Source organism: Sphingobium nicotianae, assembly GCF_018603885.1.
GTDB lineage: Bacteria > Pseudomonadota > Alphaproteobacteria > Sphingomonadales > Sphingomonadaceae > Sphingobium > Sphingobium nicotianae.
On the sequence record NZ_JAHGAW010000001.1, the window covers coordinates 523,660 to 538,802 of the forward strand.

Annotated in this window: 17 protein-coding genes; 2 read left to right on the plus strand and 15 right to left on the minus strand. The window is 66.2% G+C overall.

Annotated elements, in window-relative coordinates; all coding sequences use genetic code 11:
• Positions 1-154: 154 nt before the first annotated feature.
• The 5 genes from KK488_RS02620 to uvrC all read right to left on the minus strand — a co-directional run bounded on the left by KK488_RS02620 (position 155) and on the right by uvrC (position 5,378).
• A complete protein-coding gene (locus tag KK488_RS02620) occupies positions 155-979 on the minus strand; it encodes a TIGR00266 family protein (protein WP_214621549.1) in 825 nt (274 codons plus the stop codon).
• Between the two features lie 61 nt (positions 980-1,040).
• Complete coding sequence (locus tag KK488_RS02625) at positions 1,041-1,514, minus strand: DUF2269 family protein (protein WP_214621550.1); 474 nt, start codon at positions 1,512-1,514, stop codon at positions 1,041-1,043.
• Complete coding sequence (locus KK488_RS02630; RefSeq protein WP_214621551.1) at positions 1,514-2,794, minus strand: SDR family oxidoreductase; 1,281 nt, start codon at positions 2,792-2,794, stop codon at positions 1,514-1,516. Before KK488_RS02630 ends, KK488_RS02625 begins: the two co-directional genes overlap by 1 nt.
• A gap of 12 nt (positions 2,795-2,806) precedes the next feature.
• Positions 2,807-3,388 carry a DUF805 domain-containing protein gene (locus KK488_RS02635; protein WP_214621552.1) on the minus strand — a complete coding sequence of 194 codons (582 nt, stop codon included), beginning with the start codon at positions 3,386-3,388 and terminating at the stop codon, positions 2,807-2,809.
• Between the two features lie 67 nt (positions 3,389-3,455).
• Positions 3,456-5,378 carry an excinuclease ABC subunit UvrC gene (gene uvrC / locus KK488_RS02640; protein ID WP_214621553.1) on the minus strand — a complete coding sequence of 641 codons (1,923 nt, stop codon included), beginning with the start codon at positions 5,376-5,378 and terminating at the stop codon, positions 3,456-3,458.
• Between the two features lie 66 nt (positions 5,379-5,444).
• Between uvrC and KK488_RS02645 the strand changes: the two genes are divergently transcribed.
• On the plus strand, positions 5,445-6,185 hold the full coding sequence (locus tag KK488_RS02645) for a class I SAM-dependent methyltransferase (protein ID WP_214621554.1): 741 nt from the start codon (positions 5,445-5,447) through the stop codon (positions 6,183-6,185).
• Between the two features lie 180 nt (positions 6,186-6,365).
• Here the strand turns inward: KK488_RS02645 and KK488_RS02650 are convergent, their stop codons facing one another.
• The 8 genes from KK488_RS02650 to KK488_RS02685 all read right to left on the minus strand — a co-directional run bounded on the left by KK488_RS02650 (position 6,366) and on the right by KK488_RS02685 (position 13,009).
• Positions 6,366-6,983 carry a F0F1 ATP synthase subunit B family protein gene (locus KK488_RS02650; RefSeq protein ID WP_214621631.1) on the minus strand — a complete coding sequence of 206 codons (618 nt, stop codon included), beginning with the start codon at positions 6,981-6,983 and terminating at the stop codon, positions 6,366-6,368.
• A 28-nt stretch (positions 6,984-7,011) separates the two neighbouring features.
• Complete coding sequence (locus tag KK488_RS02655; protein WP_214621555.1) at positions 7,012-7,497, minus strand: F0F1 ATP synthase subunit B family protein; 486 nt, start codon at positions 7,495-7,497, stop codon at positions 7,012-7,014.
• 83 nt (positions 7,498-7,580) lie between these two features.
• A complete protein-coding gene (locus tag KK488_RS02660) occupies positions 7,581-7,808 on the minus strand; it encodes a F0F1 ATP synthase subunit C (RefSeq protein ID WP_214621556.1) in 228 nt (75 codons plus the stop codon).
• A 44-nt stretch (positions 7,809-7,852) separates the two neighbouring features.
• Positions 7,853-8,638 carry a F0F1 ATP synthase subunit A gene (locus KK488_RS02665; protein WP_214621557.1) on the minus strand — a complete coding sequence of 262 codons (786 nt, stop codon included), beginning with the start codon at positions 8,636-8,638 and terminating at the stop codon, positions 7,853-7,855.
• Between the two features lie 43 nt (positions 8,639-8,681).
• Positions 8,682-9,005, minus strand: a complete 324-nt coding sequence (locus tag KK488_RS02670; protein ID WP_214621558.1) for an AtpZ/AtpI family protein — start codon at positions 9,003-9,005, stop codon at positions 8,682-8,684.
• A gap of 190 nt (positions 9,006-9,195) precedes the next feature.
• Entirely contained in the window at positions 9,196-9,585 is a 390-nt protein-coding gene (locus KK488_RS02675) for a YdbL family probable chaperone protein (RefSeq protein WP_214621559.1), read from the minus strand.
• Positions 9,582-9,791, minus strand: coding sequence for a YnbE family lipoprotein (locus KK488_RS02680; protein WP_214621560.1), 210 nt, complete (start codon positions 9,789-9,791; stop codon positions 9,582-9,584). The genes KK488_RS02675 and KK488_RS02680 overlap by 4 nt, the downstream gene beginning before the upstream one ends.
• Positions 9,788-13,009, minus strand: a complete 3,222-nt coding sequence (locus KK488_RS02685; RefSeq protein WP_214621561.1) for an intermembrane phospholipid transport protein YdbH family protein — start codon at positions 13,007-13,009, stop codon at positions 9,788-9,790. Before KK488_RS02685 ends, KK488_RS02680 begins: the two co-directional genes overlap by 4 nt.
• A 69-nt stretch (positions 13,010-13,078) precedes the next feature.
• On the opposite strand from KK488_RS02685, the gene radC reads away from it, so the two are divergent.
• A complete protein-coding gene (gene radC, locus KK488_RS02690; RefSeq protein ID WP_214621562.1) occupies positions 13,079-13,795 on the plus strand; it encodes a RadC family protein in 717 nt (238 codons plus the stop codon).
• 86 nt (positions 13,796-13,881) lie between these two features.
• Here radC and KK488_RS02695 read toward each other — a convergent pair whose 3' ends face one another.
• Together KK488_RS02695 and KK488_RS02700 are read right to left on the minus strand one after the other, a co-directional pair.
• Entirely contained in the window at positions 13,882-14,262 is a 381-nt protein-coding gene (locus KK488_RS02695; protein WP_214621563.1) for an EF-hand domain-containing protein, read from the minus strand.
• Positions 14,263-14,488: 226 nt separating this feature from the next.
• A complete protein-coding gene (locus KK488_RS02700) occupies positions 14,489-15,049 on the minus strand; it encodes an EF-hand domain-containing protein (RefSeq protein WP_214621564.1) in 561 nt (186 codons plus the stop codon).
• Positions 15,050-15,143: the final 94 nt, after the last annotated feature.

Genomic DNA, 15,143 nt, shown 5'->3' on the forward strand with positions numbered 1-15,143 from the left:
AGTTCGATATCGCACAGAAGAAGCGGGACCCCCGGATCAAATCCGGGCTGACGGCAATCTCCGAGTCCGCAGCGTGGTCGCATCCCTGAAGGCCGCTCTCCGGCGTCAAGGGTCGACCGCCTGCCAAGCACCAAGATCGAAGGGGATCCGCGCGCTAATCCCCATCGATCAGGTTGCCGAGTTGCCCTAGCACCGATCCCTCCCCGCGGTTCTGGCCGCCGGTGCCGCTCGCGGCGACCATGCGTGCGGCGAGGCGGGCGAAGGGGAGCGACTGGATCCAGACCACGCCGGGCCCGCGCAGCCGCGCAAAGAAAAGCCCTTCCCCGCCGAACAGCGAGCTGCGCACGCCGCCGGCCGAGATCAGGTCGAAGTCGACGCCGGCCGTATAGGCCGCGACGCAGCCCGTATCGATGTGGAGTTCCTCGCCCGCGCCCAGAGTGCGCTCGACGAGCGTGCCGCCCATCTGCACGAACACCCAGCCGTCGCCCTCCAGCTTCTGCATGATGAAGCCTTCGCCGCCGAACAGGCCGGTCATCATCCGGCGCTGAAAGTGCACCCCGATCGATACCCCGCGCGCCGCCGCGAGGAAGCTGTCCTTCTGGCAAATCAGGGTGCCACCATGCGCATCGAGCTTGAGTGGCAGGATCGCGCCCGGCACGGGCGCCGAAAAGGCAACGCGCGCCTTGCCGGTGCCGTTGTGCGTGAAGACGGTGGTGAACAGGCTCTCGCCGGTAATCAGCCGCTTGCCCGCGCCGAGCAGCTTGCCCATGAAGCCGCCCTCGGCGCCGCGCCCGTCGCCGAACACGGTGGTCATGCCGACGCTGGCATCCTTCCAGACCATCGCGCCCGCCTCGGCCACCGCGCTTTCGCCCGGGTCCAGCTCGATCTCGAGAAATTGCAGCTCCTGCCCCTTGATCTCGAACTCGATATCATCCGCCACGCTGGCGTTGCGCATATGCGACCAAGGGCCGTCGGTCATGGGAATCCTCCTGAAATATGTCCGGCTGCGGGGAATAGCGCCTGTGCGTGACAGGACAAGATCACCAGAGCGCAGGCTTCGCGATCATCAGCCAGAAGATGACAAGCAGGCCGAGAAAGGCGGGCCAGCCGAGCGCGAACCACCAGCGCATCGTCCGCTCATACTCGGGACCAAGCGCGCTGTCTTGCGCCAAGGCCCGCTGCGCCAACCGTTGCGCCCTGATTTGCAGCCAGACGACCGGCGCCCAGCAGGCGAAGGCCAGCGCATAGAGGCAGAGTGCGGCGAGCAGCCACGGCTCGGTGAGCGCATATCCGCTCAGACGCGCCAGCCAGACGCCGGTCACGGGCTGGACGATCCCGCTCGTGCCGGTGAAAAGCCAGTCAGCGCGCACGACCATGCGGCCGACGCTGGCGATCGTGGCGGGATCGCGGGTCAGATGGGCGTTCCACAGATACCAGGCGGTGCCCGCGCCGAAGCCGAACAGGACCGTGCTGCTCAGCACGTGCATCCATTTGAGGAGCAGATAGAGATCCATCAGCGCCGATCCGCGATCGCGCCATAGACAAGGACAGCGCCCAGGACGGGGAGATTCTTGAGCAAGGCGCCGTAGGGATCGAGCCACAGGGCAGGCACGGCGACGCCGATCACCAGCGTGTAGCCAAGGATCACGACGCATTGCGCTAATGTGACGCTGCGTCCGGTGCGATCGAGCAGCAGCCAGATCGCCAGAGCGAGATCGAGCAGACTGCCGGACCAGCGCAGCGGATCGGCCCATGCCGCGCCGAGCCCGAGGCCGCGCACAACCTGCGCCGCCGGATCATGACCATAGCAAAGCCCCAGCCAGACCGAGGCCAGCCACATCATCAGCAGCATCACCCTGAGCAAAGGCGCGAGGAAATAGAGCCGCGCGTGCCAGCGATCCTGCACCTGCGCCGGATGGTCCCGCAGCGCGTCGCCAAGGCTGCGCGGCGCGAAGCCGATCGCCCGCGCGAACGCCTCGCCATCGCCGGCATTGCCCGCGACCATCTGCTCGAGGCTGTTGGACGAGATCGGCCCGCTGCCGAGCAGGTCGCCGAGCCTCGCCAGCCCGTGCATCACCGGCATCGGCACCGGCAGCACGACCGGATGGGCGAAGCCGAGCCAGCCCCGGTAGCGCAGCAGCAATGCGCGCAGGTTTAGCGTCTCCGGACCAGTCGGATCGAGTGTTTGCCCGTCAAACCGCGTCGTTTCGCACACAACGCGTATGGCCCGCGCGAGATCTCGCACATGGATCGGTGTAAAGGGGAAATGGCCGTCACCCGGCACCGGCAGAACGAGCGGCAGGCCGGCCAAACCGCGCACCAGCGAAGTGCCGCCGTAGCTACCGTCGCCATACACGAGCGAGGGTCGCAAGATCGTCCAGCCGAGCCCGGAGTCGCGCAGCGCCGCCTCACCGGCCAGCTTGGCCTGAGCATAGTCGGTGGCGACATCGGGCCGGGCGCTGATCGCCGAGATCAGGACGACGCGTTTGACGCCGGCCTCGCGCGCCGCCGCGTAGAGCGCGCGCGGCATGTCGACATGCACCGGAACCATGTCGCGCCCGCGCAGGATGCCCGCGCAATTGATGACGAGATCGATGCCGGGAAGATGCGGCGCCCAATCTGCCGGGCCGGTCGCGCGGGCGAGGTCCAGCGTCACGAAGCGGGCGGCGGGGAACATGGCGTCCAGCCCAGCGACACGCCGCACGACGGCGACCAGATCATGCCCGTGTGCCAGCAGCTCCGCCATGATCTGGCGGCCGATGAAGCCGCCGGCGCCAAGCAGCAGGATGCGCACGGGCCAGCCGGCTCAGAGATCGGCCAGTTCGGGCCGCCCGAACCGATTGGCATCCGGGTCGCTCGGCTTGCACAGCAGGTAGATCAGGTAGCCGAGGCAGAGCAGATAGACGAGATTGTTGAGGAAGATCAGCGGGAACAGGGCCATGGGCGGCGATCCGCCAGTGAAGAAGGATGCCATCATCGCGAAGCCGCTGGCGAGGAAGACCAGCGGCGGCAAAGCCCAGGCGCCCGTGCGGCCGCTGTCATGCAGGCGCCGGACCGTGATCGCCGCCACCAGCAGGATGAAGATCGCGGCGGCGATCACCGTACCATAGAAGAAACCGGTCATGATCCTCGCCATGTCGCCGGCGGTGGGCAGATCGAACTCGACACTGCCGCCGCCCGATCCGGGCGGGAGCGGAACATCGCGAACGGAGGCGCCCACACCGAAATGGCCGCGCGACATCAGCAGCCGCATCAGAAGTTGCGACGACACGATCATGACGAACACCCACGTCAGCGCAAAAGGCCAGAAATGCCGCCGTGGCGCGCGGCCCCGAAAATCGAGCAGTGCGACGAACCCGCGCCGCATGATCGCGAAATAAGTCTGCATAGGCCGTGCTCGCCCCCGTCCCTGTCCCCGAGCGCCGCACTGTGGGAGGCAGGCGCGCGCGCGTCAATCAGCCATGGAAATAGTCATACACCGTCTGCGCCACCGCCGATGACACGCCGGGCGCGCGCTGGAGATCATCGAGGCTGGCGTTGCGGACGGCCTTGGCGGTGCCGAAGTGCATCAGCAGCGCCTTCTTGCGCGCCGGGCCGATGCCGGGAACCTCGTCGAGCGAACTCACGGTGATGGCCTTGGCGCGCTTCTGGCGATGGGCGCCGATGGCAAAGCGGTGCGCCTCGTCACGCAGGCGCTGCATATAGAAGAGCACGGGATGATTGACCGGGAGCGTGATCTCGCGGCCATCCATCAGATGGAATACCTCCCGCCCCTCGCGCCCGTGATGCGGCCCCTTGGCGATGCCGATCATCGTCACATCCTCGATGCCCAGATCCTCCAGGACCTTGCGCGCCGCGTTGAGCTGGCCGCGGCCGCCGTCGATCAGGACGAGATCAGGCCATTCGCCGGTGTCGCGATCCGGATCCTCGTCCTGTGCGCGGGCAAAGCGGCGCTCGAACACCTCGCGCATCATGCCGAAATCGTCGCCCGCGATCGTCTCGGGTTTTTTGATGTTGAACTTGCGATAGGCATTCTTGCGGAAGCCCTCGGGGCTCGCGACGATCATGGCGCCCAGCGCATTGGTGCCCTGGATATGGCTGTTGTCGTAGGTCTCGATGCGATCCGGCACGCCCTCCAGCCCGAACAGCTCGGTCATGTCGGCGAGGATCTTGCCCTGCGCGCTGCTCTCGGCCTGGCGGCGCTCCAGCGATTCGACCGCGTTGCGTTGCGCCTGGCGGATCAGCTTCACCCGTTCGCCGCGCTGGGGCACCTCGATGCGCACCTTGCGGCCGATGCGCTGGCAAAGCGCTTCCGCCAGCAGCAGGCTCTCGGCCGGCTCGCGATCGCACAGGATCAAAGGCGCAGGGGGCACGTCCTCGTAAAATTGCGCCATGAACTGCATCAGCACCTCGTCCTCGCTCACCTCGGCGGTGTGGACGGGGAAGAAGCTGCGATGCCCCCAGTTCTGCCCTCCGCGAATGAAGAAGGCCTGGATGCACATGCCGCCATTCTTGCTGGCGAGCGCGTAGATGTCGGCATCGCCCAGCCCCTCGGCGTGGATCGCCTGGCTGCCCTGGATGAAGGTCAGCGCTTTCAGGCGGTCGCGATAAACGGCGGCCATCTCGAAATCCATGGCTTCGGCAGCAGCATTCATCGCCTCGCCGAGCTTGCCCTGCACTTTGCTCGACTTGCCGCCGAGGAAATCGGCCGCGTCCGAGACCAACTCGCCATAGGCCGCCTCGTCGATCCGCCCGACGCAGGGCGCCGAGCAGCGACGGATCTGATAAAGCAGGCAGGGCCGCGAGCGATTGCTGAAATAGCTGTCGGTGCAGCTGCGCAGCAGGAACAGCTTCTGCAGCGCGTTCAGCGTCTTGCGCACCTCGCCCGCCCCGGCAAACGGGCCATAATATTGCCCCTTTATCTTGCGCGCGCCGCGATGGAGCTGGACGCGCGGGAAGGCATGATCCTCGCGCAGCAGGATGAAGGGGAAGCTTTTGTCGTCACGCAGCAGCACATTGTAGGGCGGGCGGAAACGCTTGATCAGCTGGGCCTCGAGCAGCAGCGCCTCGGCCTCGTTGTTGGTGGTGACGATGGTCATGGAGCGGGTCTGCGAGACCATGCGCTGCAGGCGCTTGGGGAGCCGATCGACCTGCGTGTAATTGGTGACGCGATTGCGCAGCGCCCGCGCCTTGCCGACATAGAGCACGTCACCGCGCGCATCCTGCATACGATAGACGCCGGGCCGCGTCGTCAGCGACTTCAGCGTCTCGCGGATCGCCGCGACGCCCGCCTCGATATCTGGCGCATCGCTACCGCGCACCGTATAGGTGGCCGCCTCCTCGTTGAAGCGGTCCGGCGATGAGGGGCGATCGGTCATAGGTGCGATTTAGGCGCGCGGAGCGACGGGGGCAATGTCGGGACGCGGACCTTGGGAGAGATACTCATGAGACTTGCCCTGCTTCCACTCGCGCTGCTCGCCACGACGCCGCTAAGCGCTCAGCCGATCTCGCCGCAACTGCGCGCGGCGCTCGCGGACAAGACCCGTCCGCAGGCTGACATCGACCGCGACGTCGCCCGCCATCCGCTGGAATTGCTCTCGCTGGCGGGCATCAAGTCTGGTCAAAAGGTCGGCGATTTCATGATGGGCGGCGGCTATTTCACGCGCATCCTCTCCAATGCAGTGGGGCCGAAGGGACGGGTCTATGCCTATCAGGCCGGCGAATTCATAGGTTTCCGCCCGGCCTATGGCGACGAGCAGAAGGCGGCGGTCGCGGGCCGCGCCAACGTCACGCCGCTCAGCATGAAGATCGGCGAGGTCGCGTTCCCGGAGAAGCTGGACGCAATCATCACCGTGCAGAATTACCACGACCTCTATCTGAAGTTCGGCGGACCGGCCTTCGCCGAGGCGGTTACCAAGCGGCTCTATAACTCACTGAAGGCCGGCGGGACCTTCCTGGTGGTCGACCATGTGGCCAATGCAGACCCAGACTTCGTGGTGCCCGACAAGCTGCATCGCATCGACCCGGTCGCGGCAAGGAAAGCAATCGAGAAGGCGGGATTCGTGTTCGTCAGCGAGTCCAAGCTGCTCGCGGCACCGGGCGATCCGCATGACAAGAATGTGTTCGATCCGAGCATTCGCGGGAAGACGGATCAGTTCATCTATCTGTTCCGCAAGCCCAAGTGATCGGCTGCTTCGTTTCGCACCGAAATTCCACGTCGTTCCCGCGAACGCGGGAATCCAGATTGGACGGTTAGGCGGTAGCTGGATTCCCGCGTTCGCGGGAATGACGGTGACGGATCACGAAAAAGCCGGGCGGAGGTCCCCCTCGCCCGGCTTTTTCATGCCCCGCAAATGCGATGACGATCAGTGCGTCAGCTTGCCGATCACGTCATCGATCAGACCCTTGTCCGCCTTGGCGTCGTGGGTCTGCTTGATCAGTGCGGCTGCGGCGGCCGTCGCGGCAGTCGCGGCCCGAGCACGGACATCCGCGATCGCGGCGCGCTCGGCGGCGGCGATCTTGTCCTCGGCCATCTTCTGGCGACGCTTCACCAACGCTTCGGCTTCAGCCTTGGCTTCAGCGATGAGGTCGGCCGCCTCTTCCTCGGCCGCCGCGCGCATCGCCTCGGCATCCTTGGCGGCAGCGGCAATCTTCGCCTGATACTCGACCTTCAGCGCCTCGGCCTCAGCGCGCAGCTTGGCTGCTTCGTCGAGCTGGCTGCGGATGGCCGCGATCTTCTTGTCGAGCGCCCCGCCGATGGCGCCGGGCACTTTCTTGACCAGCAGCACGATCAGAAAGACCAGCATCGCCAGGCTGACCAGAGCGCCGCCATTGACGACACCGAACATGGTCGGGCCGGCCTCATGCTGCTCCGGTCCGCCATGGGCCTCTGTGGCGGCGGTCACGTTGCCGCTCAGTGACTCCACCTTGTCGGCCTGATCGAGATTGTGGGCGACTTCCTGGGTGGCGTTGTCCGCATGCATCCCGACATCCTTGCTATGATCGGCCACGTCAGAGCACCGCCTTCACGGCCTGGAGCGCGGCATCGGAGGAGACCTCCGCACCGGCCAGGCGGCGCACGATGTCTGCCGCCGCTTCCGCCGCGACCGCTTCGATCTCGCCGAGCGCCTTGCTGCGGCCCGTCTCGATCACGGCTTCGGCCGCCGCGAGCTTCTCGCCGATGGCGGCGTCCGCCTTGGCGAGCTTGGCTTCGCGGTCCTTGGCGCCCTTGGCCTTGGCCTCGGCGAGCTTGGCCTGCGCCTGCGCGCGTGCCTCATTTTCCTTCGCCCGCCAGTCGGCTTCCAGCGCATCGGCAGCCGCCGAACCCGCCTTGGCCGCGTCGAGATCATCGGCGATCTTCCTGTCGCGCGCGTCGACCGTCGACTGGACCTTGGGAACCATGCCGAGGCCGATGACGAAGAACACGAAACCGAACGTCAGCAGCATCCAGAAGATCTGCGACGAGTAGGTTGCGGCGAGCTGGGCTATCTGAGGCATATCACCTGTCCGTCCTGGCGGTCCGGCGGCGCCCCAAAGGAGCGACCGCCAGATCCGCAATCATTGTCCGATCGTGCGAGCGATCAGGCAACGAAGATCAGGATCATCGAGACGACGAACGCCAGCAGACCGAGAAGCTCGGCAGCGGCGAAGCCGATGAACAGACGGCCCTGCTGACCGTCGGCGGCACCCGGATTGCGCAGCGCGCTCTCAAGGAACGAGCCGAACACATTGCCCACGCCGAGCGCGGCCATGCCGGCACCGATAGCGGCCAGACCAGCACCGATCAGCTTTGCTGCTTCTGCGTCCATGTTATAAACTCCTTTTCAAATTCGTTCGTTAGTTGATTGAAAACTCAGTGAAGATTGACCGCATCATTGATGTAGAGCGAGGTCAGCAACGCAAACACATAAGCCTGAATGACCGCGACCAGCAGCTCCAGCGCGCTGATGCCGACCATCAGCAGGAAGCTCGGAATGCCGATCGCGATGCCCCAGCCCGGGCCGGCATTGGCGCTGTTGATGACGAAGCTCGACAGCACTTCCAGCAGGATGTGGCCGGCCATCATCGCGACAAAGAGTCGCAGGCCGAGGCTGAACGGGCGCACCATGAAGGACACCAGCTCGATGAAGGGGATCAGCCAGAGCAGCCAGATCGGCGTACCATGCGGCACGAACAGCGAGAAGAAATGAAAGCCATGACGCCAGAAGCCGACGATCAGCACGATCGAAAAGCTCAGAATGGCGAGCACGCCGGTGGCGGTGAAATGGCTCGTGAAGGTGAAGGCATGGCTGCCGAACAGGCCGAGCGGCAACAGGCCAAGCAGGTTCGCCGCCAGAATGAACATGAACAGCGAGAAGACATAGGGCACGAACTTCTTGCCCTCGGGCCCGACATTCGCGCTCAACAGATTGTCGATGAAGCCGGTCATCGTCTCCACGGCCATCTGCCAGCGGCCCGGCACGAGCTGACGCTGCATGCCAAGCGCGACGAAGCCCCAGAGCACGACGACGGCAAGCACCATCCACAAGGCGCTGTTGGTGAAGGCGATATTATACCCGCCGATCGCCCAGTGATCGGTGCCGAACAGCGGCTCGATCGTGAACTGGTGCATTGGGTCAATCTTGCCGGATTCTGCCACGTCTGCTTCCCAAAAACCGTCTGATCTTAAGACGAAAGCGCCCTCATTTCTCAGGACGCTTGGTCGAAATCCTAATGATGTTCCTGAAGGCTACGAATATCCCCAGGAAGAGGAAAACCAGCAGGAGCCAGGGCGATGTGCCGATCCACTTGTCCAGGACGAAGCCGATCAACGCGCCACCGACAAGACCGCCAATCAGTTCCGCGAGCACCCGGTTGCCCAGACGAGTGTTTTCGTCCGTGCCACCGGTCTGACCCGCATTGGTCCTGACCTGCTCGACCGCCTCGGCGCGTTTCAGCCGCTCTTCGAGCGAACCGATGCGGCTATCCTTGGCAATCGGGTCCTGCCCGGGTTCGGTCTCGGCCATGTCGCCACTCCCGTTTCGCGTCGCTTCGACGCGTAAAAAGAGCAGGCTCCATGACGCGCCAAGTCCGCCCCCGTCAAGGCGCGGCCCGTGTAGAAAGCGAATGCCACCAAGTCAACCTTGGCGCGCCCGGATGCTGGAGAGCGTGGAATTTAGCGCGAAATCATTTCCGCTTTGTGTCGAATCGGCCCGATCAGTTGCCCGCGCCCGCGCAATAATCCGGCAGGGCGATCGGGCCTGCGCCCTTCGTCTGCCAGTCGCCGGCGCCGATCCGATAGATCTGGCCCTGCGAGACGCGGCTGGCGAGCGTCTGGCAACCGGTCACGGCCGCCGCCTCGGCCACGGTCGCGCCGCGCTTTCCGGCAAGCTCGGTATAGGCGGCGCGGCGCTTGATGTTGAGCGCATCGACCGCGGCCTTCACCTCGCTGGAGACGCTGCCTTTGATGCCGAGATAGCCATCGGCCTGTTCGCCCACGGTCCCGGCGGCCTTGGCAGCGCTGATGACGCTGTCCTGTGCGAGGGCTGGCGCGCCGAGCGCGAGCAGGGCGGCGAGGGCGGCGGTGGAGAAGATCATGCGTGTCATTGCGGGAAAAGCTCCGGATTGTTCTGGATGAGGTCTTTGGCGTCCTGCTGGAGCCGCACGACCACTTCCTGCTGGATCTTGACGTTCAGATTGATTTCGATCGGCTTGTCCGGCGCGCGCACCTGGATGCAGCCGCCCGCCAGGATGACGAGGGTCAGTCCGGTGCCGGTGCGCGTGCCTTTCAAGAGCCATGGTCGATGCCTCATTTCGGTTCCCCTTTTATGCGCTTGTCGCTGTCCACGGGCTGAACGGCAAGCCTTCCCTCATCGGTGATGACCGGCGCCGTGTGATTGCGCAGGGCATCGCTGACCGCCCGCCTCGGGTCGGCAAGGCCGGTCGCGGTGTTGAGCAGGCCACGGAAAGGCGCCTCGATGCGGATGTTGAAGATGAATGGCAGGCCGAGGAACGGCCGCGAGATGAAGCTCTTCTTCGCCTCTTCCGTGCCCTGATTGACGCCGTTGATCGTGAGCCGGGTGACGAACTCGCCGTCCAGCGCGCCGTCGAGCATGATGGCGAGGCAGCGATAGCGCAGATTCTTGAGCGCATCGAAGGCGAGCTTTCCATAGGCGCCGAGCTGGGCGTTCGACACCTCGCCGACATAAGCGAGATTGCCGGACTGGCGGGCCGGATCGCAGGGCACGTCGAGACCCTGTGTGCTTTGCAGGATGAGGGGCGGATTGCCCTGCTGGCGCGCCACCAGGAGGCCGCCCTCGATCCGCCCGCCCGTTTCGTCGAAGACCATCGGCAGCAGGCCGTCGAACGTGCCCGTCGCGGAGATATTGTCGAGCTCCAGCGTGTTGATGAAGGCGCCGGCCTCCAGACCCACAACGCGGAAGGTGAGCTTGCGGGGCTTTTTCGCGTCCAGATCCAGCGTGGCCGGCAGCATCGACAAGGTTCCACCAGAGAAGGGCCATTGCCCGCCCTCGATTCGCGCCTGCTGGCTGGAGAGCAGGGCATAATGGATCGTACCGTCCGTCACCTCGATGCCGGGATTGATGCTGCCGACCGTCATCACCTGCCCCGGCAGGGTGCGCATGCCGAGCAGATCGGCGAAGTGGATCGTCGTCGCGAAATTGGTGACCGGGCCGAAGGCGGCGGCAAAGCTCATGCCCTTCGTCGAGAAAGTGCCGTCGCTGGTCACATGTTCGGCGGTCCAGCGGATTTGCCCCTGCCCTTCAACCACGCCGTCAACATTGGCGATCACACCCAGAGCCAGGGATGTCAGGTCGTCGGGCTGGAGCGCGCCGCCGAAGCGCAGATTGTCGAGCTTGATGTCCGCCTGCCCCGCGCCACTGGACAGGTCGTGGCGGATCGTCACCGCGGCCACCCGCACCTGCCGGGTGGGATGAACGAGCATGCCCGTCGCATCGATGCGGCCATCGGCGAGCGTCAGGTGGACATCGCGTCCGGCCAGCGGGCGGAAACGCGGATCGGCCAGGACATCGGCAACGCGCAGGCCGCCATCGACATCCAGGCGGCCATTGCGGAAGGCCCAGCGGCCGGCCAGCTCGGTAAGGTCGAGCGGCACCGCGCCGATGCGCCCCGCTCCCCCCTCGAATGTGCCGGCAAGGCCGCCCCCGCGCGGGGTGGCCATGCCGACCAGCCGGTTCGCGGCCAGCCGCACGGGATTGTCAGCCGGGCCGATCCGCACGTCAGGCGCCGCCAGCTCGAACTGCCCCGCCCCGAGCGCATAGCGCGCCGAGGCGGCCTTGAAGGCGAGCGGGCTGGCGCCGATCCGCCCGGTCAGCGCCATCATGTCGATCCGGATGTCGCCATTGTCGATGCCGCACAGCCGCACCGTCGCAGGATCGAGCGCCAAACTGGAGAGGCGCACCGCCGTCCAGCGAACCGGCGCGCAACTTCCCGCCAGGCGCACGCTGCCATCGGGCGAGAAACGTGCATCGACCGGCGCGGTGAGCCCGGTCAGCTGGCCATCGGGGAGCGGGCCATCCAGGGTCAGCGTCGTGCGCACCTGCCCGGCCCCTCGCCGGTCGATCGCGAAGTCGACAGGCGTCAGTCGCAGCCGCGCCGTTCCCGCCGCATAGTCGGCCAGTGTCGCGCGACCGCGCACCATGCCCTTCTCGTCCGCAGCGAAGGCGATTTTGCCCTCGGGCAATCCGCCGCCGCTCAGCGCGATCGTCCCCGTCGCCGCCAGCGCGCCATCGGGCCAGTTGAATTTGACCGCGCTGCCATCCGTCGCCCGCACCCGCGCGCCGCTGCGCGCGGTGAGTTCGAGCCTGTCGAGCGCCGCATTGCCGCGCGAGCCGAGCAGGTTGACCGCGCCGCCCAGCACCAACCGATTGCCCTTGCCAATCTCGGCGATCGCCTTTGCGAGCTTGCCGGCCAGCGGCTCCAGTGGCGTCCCGGCGGCGGCGCGAACCAGCGCGCCCATGTCGATGCCCTTGGCCGGATGCGCATTGTCGACCGTCGCGACGCCGGTCCAGGCGAGGCCGGTGTCCCCACTCGCGCGCAATGCGAAATTGCCGCCGATCTTGGCCGCACCCGTCTCGACCCCGTCGATACTCACATGCGCGGCCGAGACCGAGGCACTGCCGCGCAGGTCGGCCGCCTTGCCCTTGAAAGTGACCAACCCCGAAAGCTTGTCCAGCCGCCGCGCCGCCTGCCGGGCATCGTCGGCATAGAGCGTCACCGCGCCGCTCATATCCTGCAGGGCAATATCGCTGCGCAGATTGAAATCGAGCTTGGGTGCCGCCACCAGCGTATCGCCACAGACCAGCATCGGCGCCGAGACCGGCCCGATCAGCAGGATGCGCTCATCCTGCGTCGAGACGTCGAGCGGCGCGCGCGGCCGCTCGATCTGGCAATCGCCGATCTGCAGGCCCGATGAGGCCACGCTCAGCGTACCCCCGAAGCCGGACCGCACCGGCCCGCGACCCTGCAGCGCAAACTGGAGCGCGCCAAGATCGCTGGCGATGTCGGCGCGGGCATCGTCGAGTTCGACCGTCCAGTCCGGCAGGCGAGCTTCGCCCCTTCCGGTGCTGCCCTGAAGCAGCCTGGTCACCTGGCCGAGATCAAGGGTGCCCTCGTGCAGCCGGCCGCGCAGCCGCACGCCGCTTGCCTGAACCCGTGTGATCCGGGCGCCGCCGAGACCCCAGCCGATGTCCACCTCGACAAAGCGGACGGTCAGGTCCGGACTGCGCGGATCGCCGATGACGAGATTGTCGAGTCGCTGCGTGCGCGGCCCGATGCGCGTGACGACGTAACGCCCCTGCACACCCCGCGCGGCCAGCTCCCGTGCGATGAAGCTGTCGGCAATCGGCTTGCGGGCGAGATAGAGCGCACCGCCGGCCAGGGCCAGCACGAGCGCGATGCCGCCGCCGATCCGTCTCGCGCGCCGAAACCGGCGGGGTTGCTTGCCCGCCTCGTCCGCCAGCAGTTCGGCATCCTGGGCCAAGTTGGTCAATCGTCCCTTCCGGCCATCCGCGACGTTCTTGCTTGCCGCTCTTTCGGTCGGCCCTTAGCTCTAACTCTCATGAGCGAAGGCCGATCCCAGAGCAAGAGCGTCTCCCGCGAAGTCAGGCATGACGGCACCGGCCATCGCGCCCGCCTGCGGCAGCGTCTCGCCGACGGCGGACCGGACGCGTTGCTCGATCATGAACTGATCGAATATCTGCTCGCCCTCGCCATCCCCCGCCGCGACACCAAGCCGCTCGCCAAGGCGCTGATCGCCCGTTTCGGCAGCCTGGGCGCCGTGCTCAGCGCCGACTGGTCGACCCTCGCCCAGACGCCGGGCCTCAGCGACACGAGCATCGCCGCGCTCAAGATCGTCCAGGCCGCGTCGCTCCGCCTGCTCAAGGGGGAAGTAGCGCAGCGGCCGGTGCTCTCGAGCTGGCAGGCGTTGCTCGATTATCTGCGCGCCGACATGGCCTTCCTGCCGGTCGAGCGCGTCCGCGTGCTGCATCTCAATGCCCGCAACATCCTGATCCGTGACGATCATATGGGTGACGGCTCGATCGACGAGACCGCCATCTATGTGCGCGAGGTCGCCAAGCGGGCCGTGGAACTGGGCTCCGCCAGCCTGATCCTCGTACATAATCACCCGAGCGGCTCGCCCGAGCCAAGCCGGCAGGACGTCGCCATCACCCGCCAGATCATGGACGCGCTGAAGCCGCTCGGCGTCACCGTGCACGATCATCTGATCATGGGGACGGACGGTCACCATTCGATGCGGGCGATGGGACTGCTTTGACCCGTCTCAGGACTCCGTGGTCCGGATGAAGAAAGGGGTCAGATCGCTCTGACCCCTTCCAACGCCGTCCGGCAACCGGGCCTCGCCTATCCGGCGAGGAAGTGGCCAAGCTCCTGCTCGGAGATGGTCTTGCTCTTGTCCGCATCGGCCTTTCTGAAAGCGACCGCGACATCCTTCGTGCTGGACTTGCCGTCCGCGGCGCTTTGATGCTTGGCTGCGTACCAGGCTGCGAACTCGCTCCTGTCGAGCTGCCCCGATTTGTCCGCATCATAGGACGCGAAATCGTTGTTGGCCGCGCCGGCCGCGGCGTCCGCGACCGCACCCGACCCTGCGGCCGGTGCTGGCGCCGCTTGTGCGGGCGTGGACGGGGCGGCGGCCGGATCGGCCGGGGCCGTGCCCGTGGTCTGCTGTGCTGCGAGGGGCGCCGCCAGGGCGAGGACACTGCCGGCGATTAAAATCCGTACCATGCTTCCTACTCCAGTCCGGGTTGTTTCACCCCTGCAGGAGGAGAAATGGGCCACCTGGGAAAGAAGCGCAACACACCGGAAAGCACGGGATTCGGCCTGCCCCCGGCATCGGCTCGCCCCGTCCCGCTTCCGTGCCTTCGATGCGGCAGGCCTCGGCCTCGCCATAGAAAAATGCCCGGAACGCCTTCAGCATTCCGGGCAGTTTGTCGTCGATCAGGCCAAGGGGTCAGGCCTGACTGAGGAACTGTTCGACCTCCACTTTGGTGACCTTCTTGTCCGCGTCCTTGTCGGCCGAAAGAAAGGCATTCTTGGCGTAGGTATTGACCTCGGCGGTGTTGACCGGCTTCCCGGCCGACTGAAGCTCGGCGGTCTTGAGCTTGCCGATCCAGCCTTCAAACTCGACCTGCGTCAGCATGCCATCCTTGTCGGCATCGGCGATCGGGAACTGCTGGTCGACGAACGCCACGACCTGTGTGTTCGTCGCCGGAGCGGGCGTGGCCTGCGCGCTCTGGGCGGGCGCAGGAGCGCCCGATGCCGGGGCGGGAGCAGGCGCCTGAGCGGTATCGGTCGGCGCGGGCGTGGTGGGCGCCGGCGCGGCGGCCGTGCTGCCCGGAATCGCCGTCGTATTGGGCTGGGCGGGGACCGGGGCGGCCGGAGCGGGCCGGTTCGTCGACGGAGCGGCGGGGGCAGGATCGGCGGGCGCGGCGGTCTGCTGCGCAAAGGCCGCAGAACCCGCCAGAGCGGCCGCGATCACGAAACTGGATGTACCGAATGTCTTGATAAACATGGCTCTTCCTTTCCATCTCTTGCTTGACCAACCCCTATTCCCGGACAAGGGTTTCGCCGCGACTCGGGGCCATGAGACGAACCGACTTGACGCG

What these genes read in the sequence shown, in the direction of transcription:
- KK488_RS02620 (WP_214621549.1), bottom strand. Translation starts at nt 979, where the DNA reads ATGACCGACGGCCCTTGGTCGCATATGCGCAACGCCAGCGTGGCGGAT.
- KK488_RS02625 (WP_214621550.1), bottom strand. Translation starts at nt 1,514, where the DNA reads ATGGATCTCTATCTGCTCCTCAAATGGATGCACGTGCTGAGCAGCACG.
- KK488_RS02635 (WP_214621552.1), bottom strand. Translation starts at nt 3,388, where the DNA reads ATGCAGACTTATTTCGCGATCATGCGGCGCGGGTTCGTCGCACTGCTC.
- uvrC (WP_214621553.1), bottom strand. Translation starts at nt 5,378, where the DNA reads ATGACCGATCGCCCCTCATCGCCGGACCGCTTCAACGAGGAGGCGGCC.
- KK488_RS02645 (WP_214621554.1), top strand. Translation starts at nt 5,445, where the DNA reads ATGAGACTTGCCCTGCTTCCACTCGCGCTGCTCGCCACGACGCCGCTA.
- KK488_RS02650 (WP_214621631.1), bottom strand. Translation starts at nt 6,983, where the DNA reads ATGCATGCGGACAACGCCACCCAGGAAGTCGCCCACAATCTCGATCAG.
- KK488_RS02655 (WP_214621555.1), bottom strand. Translation starts at nt 7,497, where the DNA reads ATGCCTCAGATAGCCCAGCTCGCCGCAACCTACTCGTCGCAGATCTTC.
- KK488_RS02660 (WP_214621556.1), bottom strand. Translation starts at nt 7,808, where the DNA reads ATGGACGCAGAAGCAGCAAAGCTGATCGGTGCTGGTCTGGCCGCTATC.
- KK488_RS02670 (WP_214621558.1), bottom strand. Translation starts at nt 9,005, where the DNA reads ATGGCCGAGACCGAACCCGGGCAGGACCCGATTGCCAAGGATAGCCGC.
- KK488_RS02675 (WP_214621559.1), bottom strand. Translation starts at nt 9,585, where the DNA reads ATGACACGCATGATCTTCTCCACCGCCGCCCTCGCCGCCCTGCTCGCG.
- KK488_RS02680 (WP_214621560.1), bottom strand. Translation starts at nt 9,791, where the DNA reads ATGAGGCATCGACCATGGCTCTTGAAAGGCACGCGCACCGGCACCGGA.
- radC (WP_214621562.1), top strand. Translation starts at nt 13,079, where the DNA reads ATGAGCGAAGGCCGATCCCAGAGCAAGAGCGTCTCCCGCGAAGTCAGG.
- KK488_RS02695 (WP_214621563.1), bottom strand. Translation starts at nt 14,262, where the DNA reads ATGGTACGGATTTTAATCGCCGGCAGTGTCCTCGCCCTGGCGGCGCCC.
- KK488_RS02700 (WP_214621564.1), bottom strand. Translation starts at nt 15,049, where the DNA reads ATGTTTATCAAGACATTCGGTACATCCAGTTTCGTGATCGCGGCCGCT.